The organism is Niallia tiangongensis (assembly GCF_044704065.1).
Classification (GTDB): Bacteria; Bacillota; Bacilli; order Bacillales; family Cytobacillaceae; genus Niallia; species Niallia tiangongensis.
The window spans coordinates 4,292,391-4,316,477 of the sequence record NZ_CP162613.1 but is presented as its reverse complement, the minus strand read 5'-3'; the positions used below and the strand labels follow the sequence as shown (position 1 = coordinate 4,316,477).

Below are 24,087 nucleotides of genomic sequence, written 5' to 3'. Positions count from 1 at the left end.
TTACTTTTTAATAAGGTTATTCATCCCTACTTTCTTCATTTGATCTTTATATTTTTTGGGGGAATTTCCCGTGTTTTTTTTGAAAAGACGAGAAAAGTAAAACGAATCTTGATAGCCAACTTTATGTGCGATTTCATATAGTTTCAGTTCAGTTAATTTTAAGTACATACAAGCCATTTCAATGCGATGCTGGATGAGATAATCGATAGGTGATTTTTGTGTATATTTTTTAAATATGGCACTTAAGTGGCTAGGAGAAATCTCGACTATATTGGCGAGCTCATCTAAACTAATATTTTTATCATAATTTTGATGAATATAATCTATGCATTGCTGAAGTAATTTATTTTGCTTATCGATAGGTTCCTCTCTAGTTAAATAAACATCGGTCAAAATTAATAAAATATAATTTGAACTACATAGTAGATTAGAGAAAGAAGTTTCTTTTTCTGAAAGATCAAGCAGTTCTGCAAAATTATTTTGTATACGAACTAACCTTTCAATGGAGTCAATATGGACTTTTTGTAGTGTCTCCAAATTATATAATTCTCCACATTCGGTGTGAAAGTGAAACCACATGATTGACCATGGATTTTTTTTATCTGCAAAATATCGATGATTTTTTTTTGCTGGAATACAAAATGCTTCACCAGAATTTAAATGGATTGACAATGAGTTATCGATCTCTATCGTACCATTTCCATCTAGACAAATGAGTAGAATATTTTCTTCAGATCCAAGAGCTCTTTCTGCATAATGGTACTTTGCTTTTGGGAAAAAACCTATTTTGGTAATGTATGTTGTTTTGACAGGTAAAGAAGTAACTACCTCTTTATAAGTATGGGTTGGAAGAATAACATGTCTTTCCCCTAGAAAACCCTCTCTTTTTCTAATTTCCATCGCATTTCCTCCTGAAAAGTTACAGAATTGGTCATTCTTTATTATTTTACAAGTTCTTATTAGAGTAATTTTTTCATAAAAAAGTAATATAGTCCATGAAAAAATAAAAAAATCAATTCTAAAAAAATATGAAAGCGGTTAATATTCAAGTATGAAATAGGAAAGGAGAGTAGCAATGAGCTCTAGAATAGTAAAGATGTGGGAGGAAAAAGTAATCATTCCTACATATAAAACCGCAAAGGCAGATAAAAATCCATTGTTTTTTGAAAAACGAGTTTATCAGGGAAGCAGTGGTAAAGTGTATCCATTACCAATAACAGAAAAAATCGCAGATGAAAAGGAAAATGTAGAATATAATGCAGTATTTTTAGAAAATGATTATTTAAAGATAATGCTTCTTCCAGAATTAGGGGGGCGTATTCATAGGGCTTATGATAAGACGAATGATTATGATTTTGTCTATTATAATCATGTAATTAAACCAGCATTAGTTGGTTTAGTAGGACCCTGGATATCTGGTGGGATAGAATTTAATTGGCCACAGCATCATAGACCTTCCACTTATATGCCCACAGAATATACATTAGTAGAAAATAAAGATGGTAGTAAAACAGTATATATCAGTGAAATTGATCAAATGTACGGTACAAAAGGAATGGCTGGATTTACCTTATATCCTAATAAGGCCTATATTGAGATTTCCGGTAAATTGTATAATCGTACGGATATTCCTCAAACGTTTTTGTGGTGGGCAAATCCTGCTGTTCCAGTAAATGACCATACATTTTCCGTTTTTCCACCTGATGTTCATGCAGTAATGGATCATGGGAAAAGAGCAGTCTCAAGTTTTCCTATAGCAACTGGTACTTACTATAAGTATGATTACTCTGAAGGCATTGATATTTCTAGATATAAAAATATAGAGGTGCCAACCTCTTACATGGCTCACCATTCTGACTTTAACTTTATAGGAAATTATGATGAGCAAAAGCAAGCGGGACTTTTACATGTTGCAGATCATCATGTTTCTCCTGGAAAAAAACAATGGACTTGGGGGAACAGTGATTTTGGGCAGGCCTGGGATAGAAATCTGACAGATGAAGATGGACCATATATTGAGCTAATGACAGGAGTATTTACAGATAATCAGCCAGATTTTACTTGGTTAAAGCCATATGAAGAAAAAACGTTTACTCAGTATTTTATGCCATATAAAGGAATTGGTAGAGTAAAAAATGCAACGAAGAGAGCTGCGATAAACATTGAAAAAAAAGGCGATAAAATTGAAATAGCATGTTACAGCACCGAGGAAATGAATGCTGCAACTGTTCATTTGTTAGTAGATGATGAAATTGTTTTTACTGATTCTATCCAATTAGCACCCAATAACTATTATAAAAAATTACTAGATTTGCATATTCCTGCAATTAATGAACGAGTGAAACTTGCTCTTTTTGATGAAGAAGGACAGGAAATTGTTGTTTTTCAAGGATTAACGGAGTCAATTCATGAATTACCGGAACCTGCTGAAGAGTTACCTTCGCCAAAAGAACTGAAATCAACGGAAGATTTATTCTTAGCTGCTACTCATATTGAGCAGTACAGACATGCAACTTTAAATGCAGAAGACTATTATGTAGAAGGTCTGCGTAGAGATGAATCTGATATCAGATTAAATAATGGATACGGTATGTACTTGTACAGACAAGGTCGCTTTAATGATAGTGAAAAACGTTTTCGGAAGGCAGTTGAAAAACAAACTTGGAAATCTCCCAATCCATATTATGGAGAGCCATTGTTTAACTTAGGATTGTCTTTGCTCATGCAAGGAGAAGTTAATAAAAGTTATGAAGCATTTTATAAATCAACTTGGAATGACGATACACAAGGAGCTAGTTTTTTCCAACTAGCCTGTATTGAAACTAGTAGAGGTAATTTAAAGCAGGCAACAAGCTTTATTGATAAAGCTCTAACTAGAAACATGCATAATATGAAGGCAAGGCATTTAGAAATAGTCTTAATTAGGAAAAAAGGAGAAAACACACAGCAACTCCTTGAAGTTGGTTTGAATATTGACAGAATGGATTTAGGTCTGTTGTATGAAAAAAGTTTGGCAACAAATAATTATGCTGAATGGTTAAAGGCAATGCGCGCAAGCATAAATAACTATTTAGAAATTGTAGGAGATTATATAAGGATTGGCTGTTACCATGAAGCATTGAATATATTGAAACATTGTCCTAAAGAATCGCCTTTACTACATTATTATTCAGCCTATATTTATTTACTTTTAGAGAAGAAAAAAGAAGCAAAGGAAGAAGTTATTCGAGGAGAAAACAGTAATTCAGACTACTGTTTTCCAAGTAAACTTATTGAAAAAATAATTTTAGAAAGAATAATTGAAGTATTTCCGGAAGAATCATCCTTTGCTTGCTATTATCTTGGGAATTTAATGTATGATAAAAAATGCTATACGGAGGCAATGCAGTTATGGGAAAGAAGTCTGGAAAAAAGAGATGATTTTGCAATCTTATACAGAAATTTATCCTTTGCTTATTTTAATCAAAATGAGCAATCAGAATTAGCATTACCAATGATGGAAAAAGCCTTTCAAATAGACTCAAGTGATGCACGGCTATTGTTAGAACTTGATTTATTGAAAGCGAAAAAAGGGTTTAGTGTAGAAGAGCGTTTAAGTGTTTTAGAAGAAAATATAGACACTACTTCGGTTAGAGATGATTTATTTGTTGAATATATTAAACTCCTAAATAATATCGGGAAATATGATGAAGCTCTTAACTGTATCATGAACCGTCAGTTCCATCCATGGGAAGGTGGGGAAGGAAAGGTTTCGACACAATATGTATATAGTCTTATTCAATTGGCAAGAAGGTGCATGATTGATAATTCTAAGGAAGCGCTTGCATATGTAAATCGTTCACTAGAGAGACCATATAATCTAGGAGAGGGTAAATTACCAAACTATCATGATAATATATCTCAATATTATCTCGGGCAAATATACGAAAGTAAAGGTCAATTAGAACAGGCTAATATTCATTATCGCCGGGCGACAAAAGGGACCACACAGCCAGAAAGTATCATGTATTACAATGATCAGCCGCCAGAGGCTATTTTATATAAAGGTTTTGCACATGAAAAATTGGGAGAGGTCCCCCAAGCGAAGAAATGTTTTCATCAATTATTGTCTTATGGTCAAACTCATTATTATGATGAAGTAGAATATGATTATTTTGCGGTTTCTTTGCCAGCAACTGTTGTTTTTAAAGAAAATCTGTCAGCAAAAAATCGGGTTTATTGTAATTATTTATTAGGGTTAGGTTATTTAGGGCTAGAAGAATATGAGGCATCAAGAGATATGTTTAATAAAGTGTTACAGGTTGTACCTGATTATCAGGGAGCAATTCAACATTTAGAGCTAATTAAAGAGAAAACACAAAAAACTGAACTTTCAAAATGAGAATAAGTTCGAAAGGTGAAAATTTCGAGGAATGGAAGAATTAAAAGTCATCATTTTAGAAAATGCTTTAGGAACGAGAGTAGCGCTTTGTAATTACGGTGCAATGATCAAAGAAATATATACAAAGGATAAGCATGGAAATCTCTCAAATATAGTATTAACTTTGCCTAAAATGGAACAGTATTTGGCGGAAAGAACTTTTCTTGGTGCTACGGTGGGGAGAGTAGCCGGGAGAATTTCTAACGGAAGATGTGTGTTACCTAATGGAGAAAATTTATATCTTAGTAAAAATGAAAAGGAACACCATCTACATGGTGGAAATTTAGGATTCGATAATCAAGTATGGTGCACGAAGGTAGGAAAAAAGGGTCAGGATAAATCGGTATCCTTTTATTTAAAAGTAGAGGATGGGGAACAAGGCTATCCTGGAGAAATAAAAGTAAAGGTCTCATATATTCTAAAGGATAACAATCAATTAATTATTCAATATGAAGCTTTGACAAATAAGGATACTTTATTTAATCCAACAAACCATACCTACTTTAATTTAAGCGGAAAGGTAGGTGAAACTATAAACCATCATATCCTAAAGGTTAATAGTGATTATTATCTTCCAATAACTAAAGATAGTATTCCAATTGGTACAATTACTCCATCGTTTGGAACAATATATAATTTGAAGGATGGAAAAATTTTAGAAGAAATTCTAAGGGATAAAAATTGTAGTATAAAAGAACAAAATGGATTAAACCATCCTTTTTTATTAGAAAAAGATTCAAGAGAACAAATAGAATTAATGGAACCAAAAAGTGGTAGGTTTTTGAAAATATATACTGATTGTCCAGCTGTTGTTATTTATACAGGCAATCATTTTTCAGAAAAAGATTCACTTATATATAAATCTGGTATTCAAAAACATGGTGGTATCGCTTTAGAGTGTCAACATTTGCCAGATGCAATTAACAATCAACCTCACTTTGGCAACATTGTATTAAAGCAAGGAGACCGATTTTTTTCTCAAACTATATACACCTTTGGATGTGTATAAATATTGAATGAGAGAGGGAAAAAATAATGAAAAAGATAGTACGATTATTGGGGTTATTATGCTTGAGCCTAGTGGTTACTGGAATATTGAGTGCGTGTGGAAATAGTGAAAAAGGAACAAATGGTACTGCAGTACTAAAATTTCAAATTTGGGATAGTAATCAAAAAGAGGGCATGGAGAAAATGGCTGATGCATTTACGAAAGACAATCCTGATATTAAGGTACAGGTTGAAGTAACTCCATGGGATCAATATTGGACTAAATTACAAGCGGCCGCAACTGGAGGAGGAATGGCTGATATCTTTTGGATGCATCCAGATCAAGTATATACCTTTGTGGAAGGTGGAGCTTTACTTGATTTAACAGACCAAATAAAAGATAGCACAGTTGAATTAGATAAATATCCAGAATATGTGGTTGGGGACTTTTTTCTCAACGATAAACAATATGCATTACCAAAAGATTTTAGCACAATTGGATTGTGGTACAATAAGAAAATTTTTGATGATGCAAATATAAGTTATCCAGATGAAACTTGGACTTGGGATACTTGGATGACGACAGCAGAAAAATTAACTAATAAAGAAAAAGGAATATATGGAATGCTTGCACCTTCGGATGGACAAAATTTTTGGTATAATCTCGTCTGGCAAAATGGCTCAGATTTCATTTCAAAAGATGGAAAGCAAACAATGTTTGATGAGCCAAAAACTGTTGAAGCAATTAAATTTGGAGTTTCCTTTATAGAAAAAGGTATCTCTCCAACAACTGCAGATTTTGCTAATACAACTGCAGATCAATACTTTGAATCGGGGAGAGCTGCAATGATTACAGCAGGTTCCTGGATGGCGAATGAATATCTTTCAATTGATAATCTTGATGTTGACGTAGCTCCAATGCCGATGAATGAAACTCGAGGATCTGTAGCAAGTGGTATGGGTTATGCAATAGCGGCCAATACGAAATATCCAGATGAAGCATGGAAATTCTTGGAGTTTTTAGGCTCAGAGGAGGCAAACTTAATTCAGGCAGAGTCTGGTGCAGCAATCCCTGCGTTAGAAAATACTCAAAAACCATGGGTAGATACATTTCCCAACATTAATGCTCAAGTATTTGTAGATGCAGAGAAATATGGAAATTCTTCCATGTACACAGAGTCTCGTGCAGGTTGGGTTGAAACGGAACAAGATTATATGAATCAAATATTTTCTTTGTCTCTAGATGTAGAAGAAGGATGTAAAGAGATGGCTAAGAAAATCCAAACAGAGATTGATGAGTATTTAAATCTTTAATGATAAGTCGAGATATTTCTAATTCTAGTGAGAATATCTGGAATATCTCGACTTAAGAAAGGTGGGCTTAATGAATACATTTTCTAGCATTAGACGCCAAAAAATAATTTGGGGAACAATTCTAGTTGCCCCTACGTTAATCTATGTTTTAATTATGAATGTTTGGCCAATGATTCAAACGATATATTTGAGTTTTAATAGTATTAGAGGGTTAGGGATCCCACGTTGGGTTGGACTTGCAAACTATCAAAAAGCTTTAACAGATACGGAGCTTCTTCAATCGATATGGAACACTTTTCTATATACTATTATAACTGTGCCGATTGGAACCGCTTTATCATTAGTGACAGCTGTTTTTCTTAACACAAATATTAGATTTAAATCTGGTTTTAGATTGCTCTTCTTTATCCCAGTTGTTTCTGCACCTGCGGCTGTAGCTATGGTATGGAGATGGTTATATAATTCTGAATTTGGGCTTTTTAATTATATCCTATCTATTTTTGGGATAGATGGACCAAACTGGATAGGAGATGATAATTTTGTATTGCTTTCCATTATGATTGTGGGGATTTGGTCAACCCTTGGCTACAATATGATTATCCTTTTAGGCGGTCTTCAAGATATACCACAAATCTATTATGAAGCTGCGGAAATGGATGGCTCTGGTCCTATTCGTAAATTTTTTCATATTACCATACCAATGTTGTCTCCAACATTATTTTTTGTAATTACTACCTCTTTTTTAGGTGCTTTACAAATTTTTGACTTAATCTTTATGATGGTTGACAAAACAAACCCTGCATTAAAATCTGCTGAATCCATTGTGTACCTATTTTATCGTCAGACATTTGAAGCTAATAATAAAGGATATGGAGCTGCTATAGCCGTCATTCTTCTAATTCTGATATTTATAGGAACTGCAATACAAATGAAGCTTCAGAAAAAATGGGTTCACTATAAATAAAAAAGCTGATAAAGGAGGTTAAGGCATGGAAATAGTAAAGGGACGAGCTGAGAAGACAGCATCATCAGTGTTAAATAAAAATCCCAAAAAGCAAAGTCGAATAAAGGATGGCCGTATTTTTATCTACATTTCATTAATAGTAGGTTCAGTGTTTATGATTTTTCCTTTCATATGGAGTATTCTAACTTCCTTTATGACTCTATCTGAATCACTGCAATTTCCCCCTACCATTTTTCCGAATAGCTGGAAATTGACAAACTATACGGATGTTTGGAATGCGTTGCCATTTGGGAGCTTTTTTATAAATACAGGGATTATGATTATTGTTCGTGTAGTATTTTCTGTTTTATTCAGTGCCATGGCGGGATATGCTTTTGCGAGAATTAAAATAAGAGGAATGAATTTACTGTTTTTGATTGTTCTTTTGCCGATGATGGTGCCCAGTCAAATTTTTATTCTTCCCCAATACTTGTTAATGTCTAAGTTAGGATTAACAAATACGGTAACTGCTCTTATCATCCCTGGGATTGCCAGTACATTTGGAACTTTTTTAATGAGGCAATTTTTTATGAGTGTACCAGAAGAGATAGAAGAAGCAGCGATTTTAGATGGATGTAATTATGGGAAAATGTTTATTAAAGTCATGCTTCCTTTAGCAAAAGTACCAATGATTTCTGTTGCCATATTCACAGCCTTATTTGCATGGAAGGATTTGATGTGGCCATTAATAATCAATATGTCACCAGATAAAATGCCATTATCATCTGGTTTGGCACTTTTGCAGGGGCAATTTACAACTAATTATCCACAATTAATGGCAGGATCTATCATTGCAACTGTTCCAATGCTTATTTTGTATTTTATTTTCCAAAAACAATTTATACAAGGAATTGCTTCCACAGGATCAAAAGAATAAGGAGGAGGAAAAAATGCCTATCATTTATAATGCAGAAAAGAAACAATTTCATCTCTATAATGATTCTATCAGTTATATTATGGAGTTATTTAATAATGAGTTTTTAGTACATGTGTATTTTGGGAAAAGAATAAATAGTTTTCTTCAGGAGAATCCTTATCCATTGAAGGATCGATCCTCTTTTTCACCAAATCCAAAAGGATGGCCGAATCGCGATTTTTCCTTAGATAATACTCCGCAAGAATTTCCGGGATATGACACGGGTGACTATCGTGAATCAATTTGTGAAATTACTTTTCCAGATGGGACAAAAGCGGTTGGATTTAAATATGAAAGTCATAGTGTTTATTCAGTCAAAAAGAAATTAGAGGGTTTACCCGCTACTTATACTGTAGAAGATTCTGAGGCGGATACACTTGAAATTACAATGATTGATTCTTCTAGAAAAATAAAAGCAATATTATCTTACACGATTTATAAGGATCGATCAGTCATTACTAAGTCAGTGCAATATAAGAATATAGGAGAACAGACGATTTATTTAAATAAGGCATTAAGTAGTTGTATTGATTTTCAAGATGCAGATTTTGATTTATTACAACTACCAGGATCATGGGCCAATGAAAAACAGATAAAAAGAGATAGGTTAACGATGGGGATTCATACGTTGGATAGTAAACGGGGAGCAAGTAGTGTTGCGCAGCAACCATTTATTGCGTTATTACGTCCTAATACAAATGAATTTAATGGTGAAGTATATGGTTTCCATTTTGTCTATAGTGGGAATTTTGTTATAAAGACAGAAGTAGATTACTTTGAACAAACACGAGTTTTAGTAGGAATAAATACTTATAATTTCACTTGGAAATTAGAACCGGATGAAGTTTTCCAAACACCTGAAGTTGTATGTGTATACTCCAATAATGGTCTAAATGGAATGTCGCAAACTTTTCATAAGCTCTATATGCAAAGGTTAGCGAGAGGGAAATTTCAATTGAAGGAAAGACCAATCCTAATAAATAACTGGGAGTCTACCTATTTTGACTTTAACGAGAAAAAGTTACTGGATTTCACCAACAAGGCAAAAGAATTAGGAGTAGAACTCTTTGTACTTGATGATGGCTGGTTTAAAGATAGAAATTCAGACACAACTTCATTAGGTGATTGGATTGTTGATAATAAAAAGTTACCAAATGGACTACAGCATTTAGCTAAACAGGTGAAAGATACTGGATTGAAATTTGGACTTTGGTTTGAGCCGGAAATGATTTCAGAAGACAGTGATTTGTTTAGGAAGCATCCAGATTGGCACATTCAAGTTGAAAATTATCCACTTTCACAAGGACGTAATCAACTTATTCTTGACTTTAGCAAGGAAGAAGTTAGGGATAATATCTATAATCAATTGGTAGACATTCTAGATCATGTTCCTATTGACTATATTAAATGGGATATGAACCGCAATATGACTGAAACGGGATCCATTCACCGCAGTCCTGATCAGCAAATGGAGACGATGCATCGTTATATCTTAGGATTATATGAACTACTAGAAAAATTGACATCACGTTACCCAAATATTCTCTTCGAAAACTGCTCTGGTGGTGGAGGAAGATTTGATCCAGGAATGGTATACTATATGCCTCAGAGTTGGACAAGTGACAATACAGATGCTATTGAGCGATTGAAAATTCAGCATGGAACGAGCTTGATTTTCCCACCAATAATGGCATGTGCTCATTTATCAGCAGTCCCTAATCATCAAGTTGGCCGCGTGACAGATGTGAAAACAAGAGCCGCAGTTGCTATGGCTGCTAACTTTGGCTTAATGATTGATTTAGAAAAAGAAACTAGTAAGGATATTGAGCAAATTCAAGAGTCTATTAATTGGTACAAAAACAATCGTGCCCTTATTCAATTTGGTGATTTTTATCGATTATTAAGTCCTTATGAAACGAACTATGCTGCATGGATGCTTATCACATCCTCAAAAGAAAGTGGAGTACTATTTTTCTTTGAAATATTAGCTAACGCGAATAAGCCATATAAAAAAGTAAAACTTGTTGGTCTTGAACCAAATGCTATTTATGAAGTAGAAAATCAACATTTAACTGGAGAAGAGTTAATGGAGTATGGTTTCTATTTGAATCATACCCTTATGGGAGATTTCCAAAGTAAAGTAGTAGAATTTAAAAAAGTAGGACTTGTTGATTAAAATTGGTTTTATTATCGTAGTATGTCTTTTAGAAATAAAAATCCAGAAAATTAGCCTTATATTTTCTGGATTTTTATTTTCTAATTACCTCGATGATAAAATAGTCAAACCAAGAAATAATCGGAATTAATAATGGTAGTACAAAGAAAGAAGTATGTCCCAGACCGAATAATTTAGCTTCTTCATTAAATAAATAAAAAATCCACGTAGATCCCACTAAAAAGACTGAATTCCAACAAAAAGCAACCAATAATGCTACCCATTTATTTTTTGTTTTTGTAAAAGTAAGAATAGATAGGATAGCAGAAAGGAAGAAGGATATAAAAATTAAGGTACTAACCAATAGATTCCCTCCAAATCTTTCATATTAGATGTATTTTAACATAAGTTACTTTTGATGATAGGTGAAAAATTTACATTACTTTACCAAAAATATAAAAAAGATTAAAAGTGAATGAATAGTAAAGCTGTATACTAAAGATATTACGATTAGAATTGTCCTTTTATTGTTTAATATAGAGCAAGTTTGGTCTCTAATCTTTTACATAAGGAGATTGTTAGAATGAATATCACAGTGGCAGGTACAGGATATGTTGGGTTAGTGACAGGCGTTTGTTTCGCCGAAGTTGGTCACCAAGTTACGTGTGTGGATCAGTCCCAAGAGAAAATCGTTCTTCTAAACTTAGGGATTTCGCCGATTTATGAGCCGGAATTAGATGGATTAATAAAAAAAAATTCAAATGCCGGGAAATTAGCATTTACGACAGATTATGAACAGGCATATGCTCAATCAGATGTTATTTTCATTGGAGTGGGAACGCCAGAGAATGAAGATGGGTCAGCTAATTTAAATTATGTATTTCAAGTTGCAAAGCAAATTGCCGAAAGTATAACTCGTGATTGTTTAATTGTCATTAAATCAACGGTTCCAATTGGAACAAATGACCGTGTGGAAACCTATATTAAAAATCATTTAAAACATAAAGTTGCTGTTGAGGTTGCGTCTAATCCAGAATTTCTTGCACAGGGAAGTGCGATTAAAGATACATTACATGCCTCTCGGATAGTAATTGGGGTAGAGAGTGAGCGGGCAAAAGACATATTAACTTCTATTTATGAACCGTTTAAACAACCAATTTTAACGATGAATCGTCGCAGTGCTGAAATGGTTAAATATGCATCGAATGATTTCCTTGCTCTAAAGATTTCTTTCGTCAATGATATTGCCAATTTATGTGAGGCAGTTGGAGCAAATATTGAGGATGTTACAAGCGGGATGAGCTATGATGGACGTATTGGAAAAAAATTCTTGAATCCTGGTATTGGATACGGTGGTTCTTGTTTTCCAAAGGATACAAAAGCTTTACATTGGCTCGCTGAAGAGGAAGGCTATGTTTTACGTACGGTGAAGGCAGCGATAGAGGTAAATGAAAAGCAAAAATTCAAGCTGATTTCAAAAGCGCGAAATGAATTTTCATCATTCCATGGGCTGAAAGTGGCTGTGCTAGGACTTACTTTTAAGCCTGGAACAGATGATTTACGAGAAGCTCCTTCTATTCCCAATGTGCGTTTATTATTAAATGAAGGAGCAAGGGTACATGTATATGATCCAGTTGGAGCAGAGAACTTTGAAAAACTCTTCCCTACTGAAGTAGTTTACGAAAAAATACCAGATAAAGCACTGGAAGGGGCAGATATTTGCTTCATTTTTACCGAATGGGAGGAAATTAAGGCGATTGATTTAACCCTCTTTAAGGAGAAGATGAAAGAACCGTTTGTTTTTGATGGGCGTAATTGTTTTCCACTTGAGGAGGCAAGAACGGCAGGTGTTAATTATTTCTCCATCGGGCGACCAGATGTAAAAGTGATGGAGGTTGGAGGCAGAGATGGGGATGGCTTCCTTGTTTCATAGTCTACTTGATAGGTATAAACAAATTTGAACGTAGAATATAGTAAATAAGCAGGGGATTCTCGTATTAATAGAGTGTCCTTTTTTTTCGGCCTTTTTTACCTTTAGAATTGCTTAACGGCAAGTTGTAAAGATCCTATCTATCGTCCTAGGAACGGATGAAAGTGTTTTTCATAAAATAAATCATACACCAAAATAGGGAGTGAAGAAGAATGGTGAAAATCTTTATCGATGCAGGACATGGTGGGACGGATACAGGAGCAGTAGGTAATGGGTTACAAGAAAAAGCATTAACATTAACTATTGCTAAAAAAATAGAAGCAATATTAAAAAGTTATGAAAACGTTAGTGTAAGAATGAGTCGCACTAGTGATACCACTTTATCATTAACGCAACGTACGAATGCAGCAAATGCGTGGGGAGCAGACTTCTTTCTATCCGTTCATATTAATGCTGGAGGAGGTTCTGGCTACGAGGATTACCGTTATAATACTTTGTCTGCAACCAGCAATACTGGGAAAATCCAAGCAGCTATCCATACAGCGGTAATGAATGAACTAAAAGTTTTTGGTGTCTTTGATCGTGGGGCTAAATCAGCAAATTTCCATGTGTTAAGAGAGAGTAATATGAACGCTGTGCTAACGGAAAATCTCTTTGTTGATACGAAGGCGGATGCTGATTTGATTAAAAGAAATGATGTGTTAGACGCTATTGCCCGTGGACATGTAACAGGTATTGCAAAAGCATTTAATCTTAAAGTGAAAACGACTCAACCAACTCAAAAACCTGCCACTACTACCACTGCTTCGTCTGCCCCATCCATTATGTATGATGCACATATACAAGGCATCGGCTGGCAAGGATGGAAAAGAGATGGTCAAACAGCTGGAACCACTGGAGAATCGAAAAGACTAGAAGCGTTAACCGTTAGATTGAAAAATCCAAATGCTGAATTAGAAATGCAAGGACATGTACAAGGGAAAGGCTGGACAACGTTAAGAGGAAATGGTGAAGTAATTGGAACAATCGGTTTGGGATTGCGCATGGAAGCTATTCGGTTAAAAGTCACAGGTTTAAATGTTCAATACAGAGTTCATGTGGAATACGACGGCTGGACAGAGTGGAAAAGAAATGGAGAGGAAGCAGGTACGACAGGACAGAGTAAACGAATTGAGGCAATAGAAATCAAGTTTGTTTAAGCAAGTCACAATAACAATCGTTTGAATAGGACCTTACAAATGAATTAAGGATAAAAAACCCTAGAAAAATAGTTTCATCCATTTTCTAGGGTGCATTTAGAATGATTAATAATTACTTAGTAAAATGTTTTTGGTAGAGAAATGGTAAATGTTGTGCCAACATCAACTTCGCTAGTTACACGAATGGTTCCTTGATGACTTTCAATTATTTGAAAGCTAATCATAAGACCAATACCCGTTCCTTTTGCTTTGGTTGTATAAAAGGGTTCCCCGATTTTATTTAATACCTCTTTTGAAATTCCTTTTCCTTGGTCAACTATTTCTATTTGTATATAATCTTTCGTTTCATTGATTCTAATAAATATCTCTCCACCATTATTCATGGCATCGATTGCATTTTTAATAAGATTGATAAAGACTTGCTTTATTTTGTTCTTATCACAATTTATGATCATTTTATCTTTATTTTTCTCAATAATGATTTCAATATTGTTCATATTTGTTTGGGAAGTAAGTAATAGTTTCACTTCTTCCACAAGCTGAATAAGATTGTAGTTTTTTCGATTATCAGAATGGGGCTTCGCTAATGTTAGAAGCTCACTTGCAATTTGCTCTATTCGCGAAAGTTCATCATCGATTACGGTAAAATATAAGTCTTTTTTCTCGTTTGTATTTTTTAAAATATGAAAAAAACCTTTAACAGCTGTTAGGGGGTTTCGTAATTCGTGAGCAATACTAGCTGCAAGCTCTCCGGCAATTGTCTTTTTCTCCGAACGAATCATTAATTTTTCGTTATCTTTTTGCTGGGTAATATCTACAAATGGATGTAATTTTGCTGTCCCTTCTCCATAGATTAAATCAATGGAATAAACTAAATAGTATCGTTTAGGGTTATTTAATATAAATAATTGGTCTAATACTTGTCGATTAACAAACTTATTTTCGTTCTCTTTCAAAAAGGATTTGAGTAGACTAACTTGATTGGAATTGAGTAGCATTTGTTTGGCTTCATTATTGTAAAAAAGAATTTCCTTCTTTTTTCTGATAATAATGGGAATGGGTAACTCATTTATAATGGTCAGCAATTTTTGCTCACTTTGTTTGATTGTATCGTTCTTTAACTTCACTAACTTATTTTCAATAGCCAACTGGTTATTCATTTCTAAAAGGCATTGATAGTGTTGTTCAATTCGATGAAGTTTTTCTAGCTCCCTTTCAGATAAAACTTTATGATTCATTTGATTGTAAAATGGAGAATTGCTGTATGTATCATCCGTCATTATGTGGGTATGTGTCTTTAATAATTCATTTTGAACGTAGGACGGGGTAATTAAGGCATTATATGTACATACGGAAATCACTTTTTCACTCGAAATAAAATGATCACAATCACATTCATATTGTCTAATATTCTCTAGCATTGCTTCATTGCTAGGCAAAGGCACATTTCCCCAAGTGCGAATGGAAGCACCTTTCTTTAAATAAGGGTGTAATAAAATAGTTAGCTTTTCAGCATCCAGTTCACTATTTATTACGTAAAAGTCTTTAGCGTTTATATAGATAAAATTATTCTCTTTATTATGATAGTCTTGTAAATCGCTATGCTGCAAACGATTTTTTATAGTAGTAATGATTTCTTCTGATTCCATAAATACCACAATGGAATCGTTCATTAGCCCCTTATAAATATACTCATAAGCAGTTTCTATGTATTTTTCCAATTCATTATACATGTAGAGTATATGGGCTCCATTTTTCATAGCTGTAGGTGTGTTTAACCATTCGTTTATTGGATGACTAGTCTGCTGCATAAAGCCCCCTCCTGCTATTCCATTTATATAATTCTCTTAATATTCTAATAGTATCATATTGTAAGTGGAGATGTGAGTTTGTTGAACAGATTAATTAGATAGATTAAGACGCTTTATGTGCTTGTCATTCGTTTATTTAAAATGCTATTCCTTTAAATTTACAGGTTGACTATCCCTCTTATTATAAGATAATGAGGATAGTCGGAATTTTAGAAATTATCTTACAAGGAGGTATTTTATGTTCTGGACAGAGAAAAAATTAGAGGCAAGAATAAAGGAACTAGAAAAATATCGTTATCGAGATTCCATTTTCTTAGAATCCTTTCATATGCAATTAGATGAAGAAGGAGAAATTGGTGCAAGACCACCCGAAGATGGAAAATGGACAACCATTAACGTGGGAGCTAATTGGGCAGGAAGGGATCAGTATGCTTGGTTAAAGACAGAAGTTGTGATTCCTGCAAGCTGGAAGGATAGACAAGTACTAGGATATTTTGACTTTGGAATAACGGATGGAGGGACAAATTCAGGATTTGAATCATTGTTATATGTGAATCAGGAGACGTATCAAGGGGTAGATGCTAACCATCGAGAAGTTTTTCTGAAGGAAACGCATTGTGGAACAAATGTAAGCTTGGTTTTTCGCCTATGGTCCGGCCTAGAAGGAGGCGGAGTTCCACAAGTTCAAGAACATAAGATCAAGACTGCCAAGATTGGATGGCTTGATGAAGCAACGGATGATTTATATTATACGGCAAACGCAATAATCCAAACGATACATATTTTAGATAAAAACCGTCCGGAATACCAAGCTCTTCTTACGGCATTAAATCATGCTTTTATTGAAATAGACTGGGTGGATCCAGGTTCTGCTGTATTCTATGAATCTATCAGCATAGCAAATAACTATTTGAATAATGCATTGGATAAAATGGAAAAGCAATCTGCTGTAACGATACATGCCATTGGCCACACGCATATTGATCTTGCATGGTTATGGCGATTGAAGCATACACGAGAAAAAGCAGCGCGCTCTTTCTCAACAGTATTGCGCTTAATGGAGAAATATCCAGAATACTTATTTATGCAATCACAGCCACAGCTTTATGCCTATATCAAAGAGGACTATCCAGAAATTTATGCTCAATTGAAGGAAAGAGTGGCAGAAGGCAGATGGGAGCCAGAAGGAGGGATGTGGCTCGAGCCTGACTGTAATTTGCCATCTGGGGAATCCTTCGTCCGTCAATTATTACACGGAACAAGGTTTTTAAAAGAAGAGTTTGGTGTGACGAGCAAGTATCTATGGTTGCCCGATGTCTTTGGCTATAGCTGGTCATTGCCGCAGATATTGAAGCAATCAGGTATTGAGACTTTTATGACGACAAAGATTAGCTGGAATCAGTATAATCGGATGCCACATGATACATTTCAATGGCGAGGCATCGATGGGACGGAAATTTTAACTCATTTTGTTACAACTCCCTATCCGAACAGTAGGGGATGGGCTTATGATTATAATGGAGAAATGCAGGCAGATGTCGTTCAAGGTGCCTGGGATAACTATAAAGACAAAAATATTACGCAGGATTTACTGATGTCCTATGGCTATGGAGATGGTGGGGGCGGAGTAAACCGAGACATGCTGGAAATGCGGAGAAGATTTGATCGAATTCCTGGTCTTCCTGCTGTGAAATCAACAAAAGCAGGCGATTATTTTGAAGCACTTCATGAAAAAGTGAATAGCACAGAGGAGTATGTCCATACATGGGACGGAGAGCTTTATTTAGAATTTCACCGAGGAACTTATACAAGCCAAGCCTATAATAAAAGAAGTAATCGAAAAAAGGAATTATTGTATCGGGAAACAGAGTTACTAAGTGTTTTAGCAAGTGTATTTGCTGAGGATTGGTCTTCTTATCCACAGGAAGCTCTTCATAAAGGCTGGACGATTTTATTACGAAATCAATTCCATGATATCATTCCTGGCTCATCCATTCGGGAAGTATATGAGGATAGTGTTCTAGAATATGAAGAAGCAGAAGCACTGGCATATGAAGCCCAAGGTAAAGTTTCAAACAGCTTAGTAGATAAGAATGCCTTCCAATATACAGTGATCAATGATTCCTCTTGGACACGTTCTGGAATAATAGAAATTCCAGTTAAGCAGGGATTGGAAGAGGGACAATGGGTATCAGAAAAGGAAAAAGTACTTCAAGCTGAAAAAGTGAATGGGAAATGGCTTGTACAAATGGAAGACGTCCCATCCCATGGATTAGCTAATCTCTCCTTTATATCAGCTAATAATGGAGAACAGGATAAACAATCCTCCTTTGTGATGAATGAATCTGGAATTGAAACACCTTTTTATAAAATTATCTGGAATGATAAAGGGCAATTAATCCGTATTTTTGATAAAAAAGCACAAAGAGAGGTCTTAAAAGAAAAGCAAGCAGGAAATGTACTTCAAGTATTTGAAGACAAACCTTTGAGATGGGAAGCTTGGGATATCGATATTTTCTATCAAGAAAAGCATCAAGAGATTTCAGCCCTTGAAAATATTGAAATTGTAGAAAATAATGCCTTACGTGCAGTAGTACGGTTTGCATGGACGTATCATCATTCTAAAATAGTGCAGGAGCTTATTCTTTATTCAGATAACCCGAGAATTGACTTTAAGACAGAGGTTGATTGGCATGAACAGCATCAGTTATTAAAAGTAGCATTTCCAGTTGAGATTCGCACAACTCAAGCAACCTATGATATTCAATTTGGAAATGTGCAAAGACCGACTCATTGGAATACAAGCTGGGATTATGCAAAGTTTGAAACAGTTGGACATCAATGGGCTGATTTATCAGAACATGGCTATGGAATTAGTCTTTTAAACGATTGTAAATATGGCTATGACATTAAAGATTCAACGATGCGTCTTTCCTTAATTAAATCTGGAACCTATCCAGATTATCTACAGGACCAAGGAGCTCATACTTTTACTTATTCCATTTTGCCCCATGAAGGCGACTGGAGAGAAGGTAAAACCGTCCAAGAAGCATGGGATTTGAATCAGCCGTTAAAAGGATTGGAAGGAAAGTTAAAAACCAATGATTTCTCTTTATTCAAGGTAGCGTCCAATCATTGTCTAATTGATGCGGTCAAAAAAGCAGAGGATGAAAATAAAATCATTGTTCGTTTACATGAATTTATGGGGAAAAGAGGCAAGGTAGAGCTAACATCAGATGCCCTCATTCAATCTTGGCAAGAATGCAATCTTATGGAGCAACCAATTGGCGATAAACAGGAAAATGCAAAGCTAGCATTTGAACTAAAGCCATATGAAATTAAGACGTTTTTAGTGGAAATCTAAATTTTCTAGGCAGACTCTAAAGTGTTATAACAACTTTAAGGTCTGCCTATTGCATGTTTTAATAGGAGGAAGCTTATACTAAAGTAGTAAAAATCAGTTATAGTGAGGACTTAGTATGAACACAAATAGATGGAATGAACAGGCAATCTTAGTCATAAAAATAGCAATTGGATCTGCCATCGCTTACCAAGTATCTAAACTTCTAGGCTTAAGCCATTCTTATTTAGCACCGCTATCGCTTATTTTATGCTTACAGCCATCGCTAAATCAGTCAGTCCAATTTTCTTTCCGCAGAGTAGTGGGAACCATCCTTGGTGTGCTAATGACAACTTTTATCCTACAATACGTTCCAATGACTAGCTGGATGTTGGGAATATTACTTCTGGTAGGAACAGGGATTGCTATGACCTTCCAATTAAATGCCGTTATTCTCCATCAAGTTGCGTTATCCATTTTACTAGTCTTTGCCTTAGAAAAAAATGCTGATGATTATGTATTGGATCGGATTACAGGCACGTTAATCGGATCGATAATCGCTATCGTATTTCAATTATTTATTTTTCCACCGAATTCTCTGAAAAAGGTAGTAAGAAATTACGAAACGCTTACGGAAAAATACTCTGATTTATTACTTCATATTTCAGCTTGGATAGAATCTGATTTAGGAAAAGAAAAAGCTGGAGAAATAGATAGATTGAAAAAGAATCTGCTTCAAGCAATAGAGAATACGCAGAAGGATTTTCAATCAGCAACGAAAAATATAAAGTACACAATATATAATAGAAGAAACTACAAAAAAATAATCTATGCGGATACAAAAAGAATAGAGGATATGAAGGAAGCCTATTCCTATTTAACGAATATAATCGCTATTTTAAAAGACTGGCATAAAGTAGGTGCAATATCACTACCCGAAAAGCAGCAGCTAATAAAACAATTAGATATATTGGAAAAAGTATTTCGTGCCCAGTATATCGGGACAAAGAGAGAAAAAGGAATGACAAAGGATAAAGCATTTATCCTCCAAAATCCATTTCCATTAGAAATACAATACTACAGAGGTGCAATATATGTAGAAATGAAAAAACTTGTAGATGTAACCACTAAAAGAATGAAGATATGATTTGGAACTGAAGGCGATATGCTTGAAAAATCAAATATATGCTCCAAAAATCAGATATATGATCCAAAGGAAAGCAGATATGCTCCAAAAATCAGATATATGATCCAAAGGGAAGCAGGTATGCTCCAAAAATCAAATATATGCTCGAAAACCCAATATATGCTAATCCTCCCCAATTTTCAAAACAAACACCGGGCTGCCAATATTGACAGCCCAGACTAATTATCCATTAATCAATTAACCCGCTTCTAAACAACCTCTTTAATCGCCTTTTTCTTCCTTAATGGCCAAGCTTCTACTCCTTTAAGCCCCTTGATATCATTTCGGTAGAAAACAGGTTCTTTTCCTAGCTTTCGTTGCTTCATATAATGATCGAGTGCTTTAAAGGCAATTGGCCCGAGAATGGCGATAGCAGCTAAGTTAACAAGTGCCATTATTGCCATCGTAAAGTCAGCTAGATCCCATACGATTTGTAGATTAGCTACTGCGCCAAACATTACCATTCCAAGTGCTAATACTCGATAAAAATTTAAGAAAGTTTTACTTTTACTAATAAACGGTAAGTTTGCTTCGCCGTAGTAATAGCATCCGATGATGGAAGTGAAGGCGAATAGGAATATTGCAACACCTAAGAATAATCCACCCCATGTGCCAAAGTGCTCTGCCATCGCTGCTTGTGATAGCTCAATACCTGTTAAGCCAGAACCATATGCTTCAGATGTTAGGATGATAAAGGCAGTAGCAGAACAAACGAGCAAAGTATCAAAGAATACACCGAGGGCCTGAATAAATCCTTGTTTTGCTGGATGAGATACTGATGCAGTCGCGGCAGCAATAGGATCTCCTCCAATCCCAGCTCCATTGGAGAATAGACCTCTTTTAACTCCATTCATAATAGCCGCAGCAATTCCGCCGCCAACTACTTGTTCCATACCGAAGGCACTTTTAAAAATTAATGCTAAAACATGAGGAATCTCTGTAATATTGGTGATTACTACAAAGAATGCAAGGAGAATATAGCCTAAGGCCATAAAGGGAACGATAAGAGATGAAATATCAGCAATACGTTTAATACCGCCAAAAACAACTAAACTAGTAAGAATGACTAAGGCAATTCCAGCGATAATGGGACTAATGCCAAATGAGTTTTCTAATGCAACAGCAATCGTATTACTCTGTACTGCATTAAAGGTAGTACCATATGAAAGAATCATCATGACAGCAAAGAGGGCACTCATCCACTTTTTATTCAGCTGCTTTTTCATATAGTAGGCAGGACCACCTTTGAAGCGGCCATTGTCTTTTGCTTTATAGATTTGTGCCAAAGTATTTTCCACAAATGAGCTTGCACTGCCGAGAATAGCTACCATCCACATCCAAAATACTGCTCCAGGTCCTCCAATTGCTAAGGCAATGGCCACTCCTGCAAGATTGCCTGTACCAATTCGAGTACCTGCCCCTACGAAAAATGCTTGTAGAGAAGAAATTTGTTTTTTCTCCGTGTGTTCAGGTGGCTTCTCTTTCACTTTCAGTAAGCGAAACATTTCTTTTACATACCTGATTTGTGCAAATTTCGATCCAATGGTGAAGTAAATTCCAAGTCCGAGCAGGACGGCTATCAATACATACCCCCAAAGTACCGTATTTCCACTTGCGATTAACTTTTCAATAATATTCACGCAACCCCTCCCAAAAATTTATGGTTTCGATTATCTCGAAAAATGTTGCTTCTGTCAAATAATATTGGTCAATATTACTGTCGGAAAAAGCAGATGAATATTTTTGTAAGTGTCTGTATCCCTTATTATCATTGTGATTGACCAACTTAACGAAATAATTAAATTATTCAAAAATTTTTTTGGTGTAGTATGTGATATAAGCAATAAATCTTCCCTTTGGTGGACAGTATAGAATCTAATTTTATCTGTATGCAAGAATTTTTAATTTGTTAATAAAAATCAAGGGAACCTTAAATCAGTGGGAAACGAACCAATTGTTAATCCTCCTCAAATAGGAAAATTAAATCATCATCTTTGACAATTGTTACTTACTAATGATAAGTTAGTTCTTGTATACAATGAATTTAGATTTAATTGGAGGAAAAATATGTCACACTTAGAACGAGTTATGAAAGATCGTAAATCGGTTAGAGTTTATGATGTTGCTTACAAAATAGACAAAAAGGAATTAGAAGAAATCCTAGAATTAGCAACGAGTGCACCATCTTCTAGCAATTTGCAGTCTTGGAGATTTATTGTTATCCAAGATCAAGAAATCAAAAAAGAATTACGAGCAATTGGCAACAATCAGGCGCAAATTGAGGATTCTTCTGCTATTATTGCTGTTTTAGGAGATACAGAGGCTTACAAAAATGTAGAGGAAATCTATAAAAAAAATGTTTCCCTTGGATATATGGATCAGTCGATTGCAGATAGAACGATTAATAATACGCAAAGTTTATATCCAAATCTACCAAAACAAACATTAGCGCAAATTGCAAGCTATGATGCAGGATTAATATCGATGCAAATTCTATTATTAGCAAAAGAGCGCGGATATGATACAGTTACAATGGGAGGATTTGATAAAGTAGCATTTGCAAAACGTTTTGAGTTACCAGAAAATCAATTTCCTATTACCCTAATTGCAATCGGAAAAGCAGCGGCACCAGCGTTTAATACAAGCAGATTGCCAGTTGAAAAAATTACAACATTTTATTAATTTCAGATAATTATGCTAGTAAAAGGTAAGAGTGGGACATAAGTATTCCAACTTAGGATAAACCCGAACAATTATACGAAGATGCCAACGGAATGTTCGTATAATTGTTCGGGCTTTTTTAATTGGAAAAACATAATTTTTTAGGAAATACCTTTAAAAACGCAATGGAACGAATTGTTTTTTACACATGACTATATTTATAATCATAAATAGCAACTGTGAAAAGTAGCCTATATTTACATAGCTATATTAGAGATTGTTCGTCTTTACAGGTTGGCTATTTATTTTTGTCCCAGCCTCATTCCCATTTACTTTGTTCACAGTTAAGAACTTATAGGTTGACTTAGAACTGTTAGAAAGGATTTGTTCCTATTACAGTAGCTGTTTTTACATAGATTCTTGGATGTAATTTTAATTGAGAAACAATAAGCTCAGCGATGTCTTCTGGCTGCATGTACTTCTCTGCACTGCCTTTAATCAAATCTGTTTGAACAGCTAGCTCTGTCGCAACGGTGCTTGGTGTTAAGGAAGTAACGCGAATATTGTTTCTGCGTACCTCTTGTGCCAATGATTCTGTCATTCCAATTAGACCGAATTTAGAAGCACTATAAGCACTAGATGTTGCAGCACCATTTAAACCATTTGTAGACGAAATATTGATAATGTCTCCACCATTTTTTTCAATTAATTGTGGCAGAACTGCGCGCGTTACATAGTATGGACCCATTAGGTTTACATCGATGATTTTTTTCCACTCATTTGGACTCATTTCTAAAAGAGACTCGAATTTACCAATACCAGCATTATTAATTAAAATATCTGCTTTTCCAAGCTTGGTAGTTAAGGTAGAAATGGCTTGTTCTACCTCTTCTAAAGAAGATACGTCAACAGACGCATATGCAGCTTTGACACCAAGTGCTTCAACCTCATTAACTACTTCTTTTAGCGCTTCTTCTGTACGAGCAAGTAAGCCCACATTTACTCCTTCATTTGCTAATGCAATCGCTACAGCTTTCCCAATTCCTCTTCCTGCTCCAGTAATGAATGCAACTTTTCCTTTTAAAGCTTGTGCCATTATAAGCAACTCCTTTCAAGATAATGATCTTCTTCAGTTACTTTTATTATTTTATGATTTTCTGTAACT

The 24,087-nt window shown here is 34.9% G+C and carries 16 protein-coding genes; 11 read left to right on the top strand and 5 right to left on the bottom strand.

Translation table 11 applies throughout. From position 1 onward, the window contains the following. The gene (locus AB3U99_RS20470; RefSeq protein ID WP_400243590.1) at nucleotides 1-900 is read right to left on the bottom strand and encodes an AraC family transcriptional regulator; all 900 of its coding nucleotides are present in this window, start codon (nucleotides 898-900) and stop codon (nucleotides 1-3) included. Between the two features lie 175 nt (nucleotides 901-1,075). Between AB3U99_RS20470 and AB3U99_RS20465 the strand changes: the two genes are divergently transcribed. The 6 genes from AB3U99_RS20465 to AB3U99_RS20440 all read left to right on the top strand — a co-directional run bounded on the left by AB3U99_RS20465 (nucleotide 1,076) and on the right by AB3U99_RS20440 (nucleotide 10,816). Continuing rightward, nucleotides 1,076-4,381 (top strand): DUF5107 domain-containing protein, encoded by a 3,306-nt coding sequence (locus AB3U99_RS20465; protein ID WP_400243589.1) that lies wholly within the window; start codon nucleotides 1,076-1,078, stop codon nucleotides 4,379-4,381. Between the two features lie 31 nt (nucleotides 4,382-4,412). Continuing rightward, nucleotides 4,413-5,429, top strand: coding sequence for an aldose epimerase family protein (locus AB3U99_RS20460; protein WP_400243588.1), 1,017 nt, complete (start codon nucleotides 4,413-4,415; stop codon nucleotides 5,427-5,429). Nucleotides 5,430-5,455: 26 nt separating this feature from the next. Further along, the gene (locus AB3U99_RS20455; protein WP_400243586.1) at nucleotides 5,456-6,721 is read left to right on the top strand and encodes an ABC transporter substrate-binding protein; all 1,266 of its coding nucleotides are present in this window, start codon (nucleotides 5,456-5,458) and stop codon (nucleotides 6,719-6,721) included. 70 nt (nucleotides 6,722-6,791) lie between these two features. Next, nucleotides 6,792-7,685: a carbohydrate ABC transporter permease gene (locus tag AB3U99_RS20450; protein WP_400243585.1), complete on the top strand. Its 894-nt coding sequence runs from the start codon at nucleotides 6,792-6,794 to the stop codon at nucleotides 7,683-7,685. 25 nt (nucleotides 7,686-7,710) lie between these two features. Beyond that, nucleotides 7,711-8,601 carry a carbohydrate ABC transporter permease gene (locus AB3U99_RS20445; RefSeq protein ID WP_400243584.1) on the top strand — a complete coding sequence of 297 codons (891 nt, stop codon included), beginning with the start codon at nucleotides 7,711-7,713 and terminating at the stop codon, nucleotides 8,599-8,601. 13 nt (nucleotides 8,602-8,614) lie between these two features. Then, nucleotides 8,615-10,816: an alpha-galactosidase gene (locus tag AB3U99_RS20440; protein ID WP_400243582.1), complete on the top strand. Its 2,202-nt coding sequence runs from the start codon at nucleotides 8,615-8,617 to the stop codon at nucleotides 10,814-10,816. 73 nt (nucleotides 10,817-10,889) lie between these two features. Here AB3U99_RS20440 and AB3U99_RS20435 read toward each other — a convergent pair whose 3' ends face one another. Further along, a complete protein-coding gene (locus AB3U99_RS20435) occupies nucleotides 10,890-11,159 on the bottom strand; it encodes a hypothetical protein (RefSeq protein ID WP_400243581.1) in 270 nt (89 codons plus the stop codon). Nucleotides 11,160-11,378: 219 nt separating this feature from the next. Between AB3U99_RS20435 and AB3U99_RS20430 the strand changes: the two genes are divergently transcribed. Together AB3U99_RS20430 and AB3U99_RS20425 are read left to right on the top strand one after the other, a co-directional pair. Further along, on the top strand, nucleotides 11,379-12,728 hold the full coding sequence (locus tag AB3U99_RS20430) for a UDP-glucose dehydrogenase family protein (RefSeq protein ID WP_400243579.1): 1,350 nt from the start codon (nucleotides 11,379-11,381) through the stop codon (nucleotides 12,726-12,728). Between the two features lie 209 nt (nucleotides 12,729-12,937). Continuing rightward, complete coding sequence (locus AB3U99_RS20425; protein WP_400243577.1) at nucleotides 12,938-13,924, top strand: N-acetylmuramoyl-L-alanine amidase; 987 nt, start codon at nucleotides 12,938-12,940, stop codon at nucleotides 13,922-13,924. Between the two features lie 116 nt (nucleotides 13,925-14,040). Here the strand turns inward: AB3U99_RS20425 and AB3U99_RS20420 are convergent, their stop codons facing one another. Then, nucleotides 14,041-15,735 carry an ATP-binding protein gene (locus tag AB3U99_RS20420; RefSeq protein WP_400243576.1) on the bottom strand — a complete coding sequence of 565 codons (1,695 nt, stop codon included), beginning with the start codon at nucleotides 15,733-15,735 and terminating at the stop codon, nucleotides 14,041-14,043. 238 nt (nucleotides 15,736-15,973) lie between these two features. On the opposite strand from AB3U99_RS20420, the gene AB3U99_RS20415 reads away from it, so the two are divergent. Together AB3U99_RS20415 and AB3U99_RS20410 are read left to right on the top strand one after the other, a co-directional pair. Then, entirely contained in the window at nucleotides 15,974-19,099 is a 3,126-nt protein-coding gene (locus AB3U99_RS20415; RefSeq protein ID WP_400243575.1) for an alpha-mannosidase, read from the top strand. A 115-nt stretch (nucleotides 19,100-19,214) separates the two neighbouring features. Next, nucleotides 19,215-20,222 (top strand): aromatic acid exporter family protein, encoded by a 1,008-nt coding sequence (locus AB3U99_RS20410; protein WP_400243574.1) that lies wholly within the window; start codon nucleotides 19,215-19,217, stop codon nucleotides 20,220-20,222. Between the two features lie 248 nt (nucleotides 20,223-20,470). Here the strand turns inward: AB3U99_RS20410 and AB3U99_RS20405 are convergent, their stop codons facing one another. Beyond that, nucleotides 20,471-21,901 carry an alanine/glycine:cation symporter family protein gene (locus tag AB3U99_RS20405; protein ID WP_400243573.1) on the bottom strand — a complete coding sequence of 477 codons (1,431 nt, stop codon included), beginning with the start codon at nucleotides 21,899-21,901 and terminating at the stop codon, nucleotides 20,471-20,473. Nucleotides 21,902-22,328: 427 nt separating this feature from the next. Between AB3U99_RS20405 and AB3U99_RS20400 the strand changes: the two genes are divergently transcribed. Further along, nucleotides 22,329-22,943, top strand: a complete 615-nt coding sequence (locus tag AB3U99_RS20400; protein WP_400243572.1) for a nitroreductase family protein — start codon at nucleotides 22,329-22,331, stop codon at nucleotides 22,941-22,943. Between the two features lie 352 nt (nucleotides 22,944-23,295). Here the strand turns inward: AB3U99_RS20400 and AB3U99_RS20395 are convergent, their stop codons facing one another. After that, a complete protein-coding gene (locus AB3U99_RS20395) occupies nucleotides 23,296-24,018 on the bottom strand; it encodes a 3-ketoacyl-ACP reductase (RefSeq protein WP_400243571.1) in 723 nt (240 codons plus the stop codon). Nucleotides 24,019-24,087: the final 69 nt, after the last annotated feature.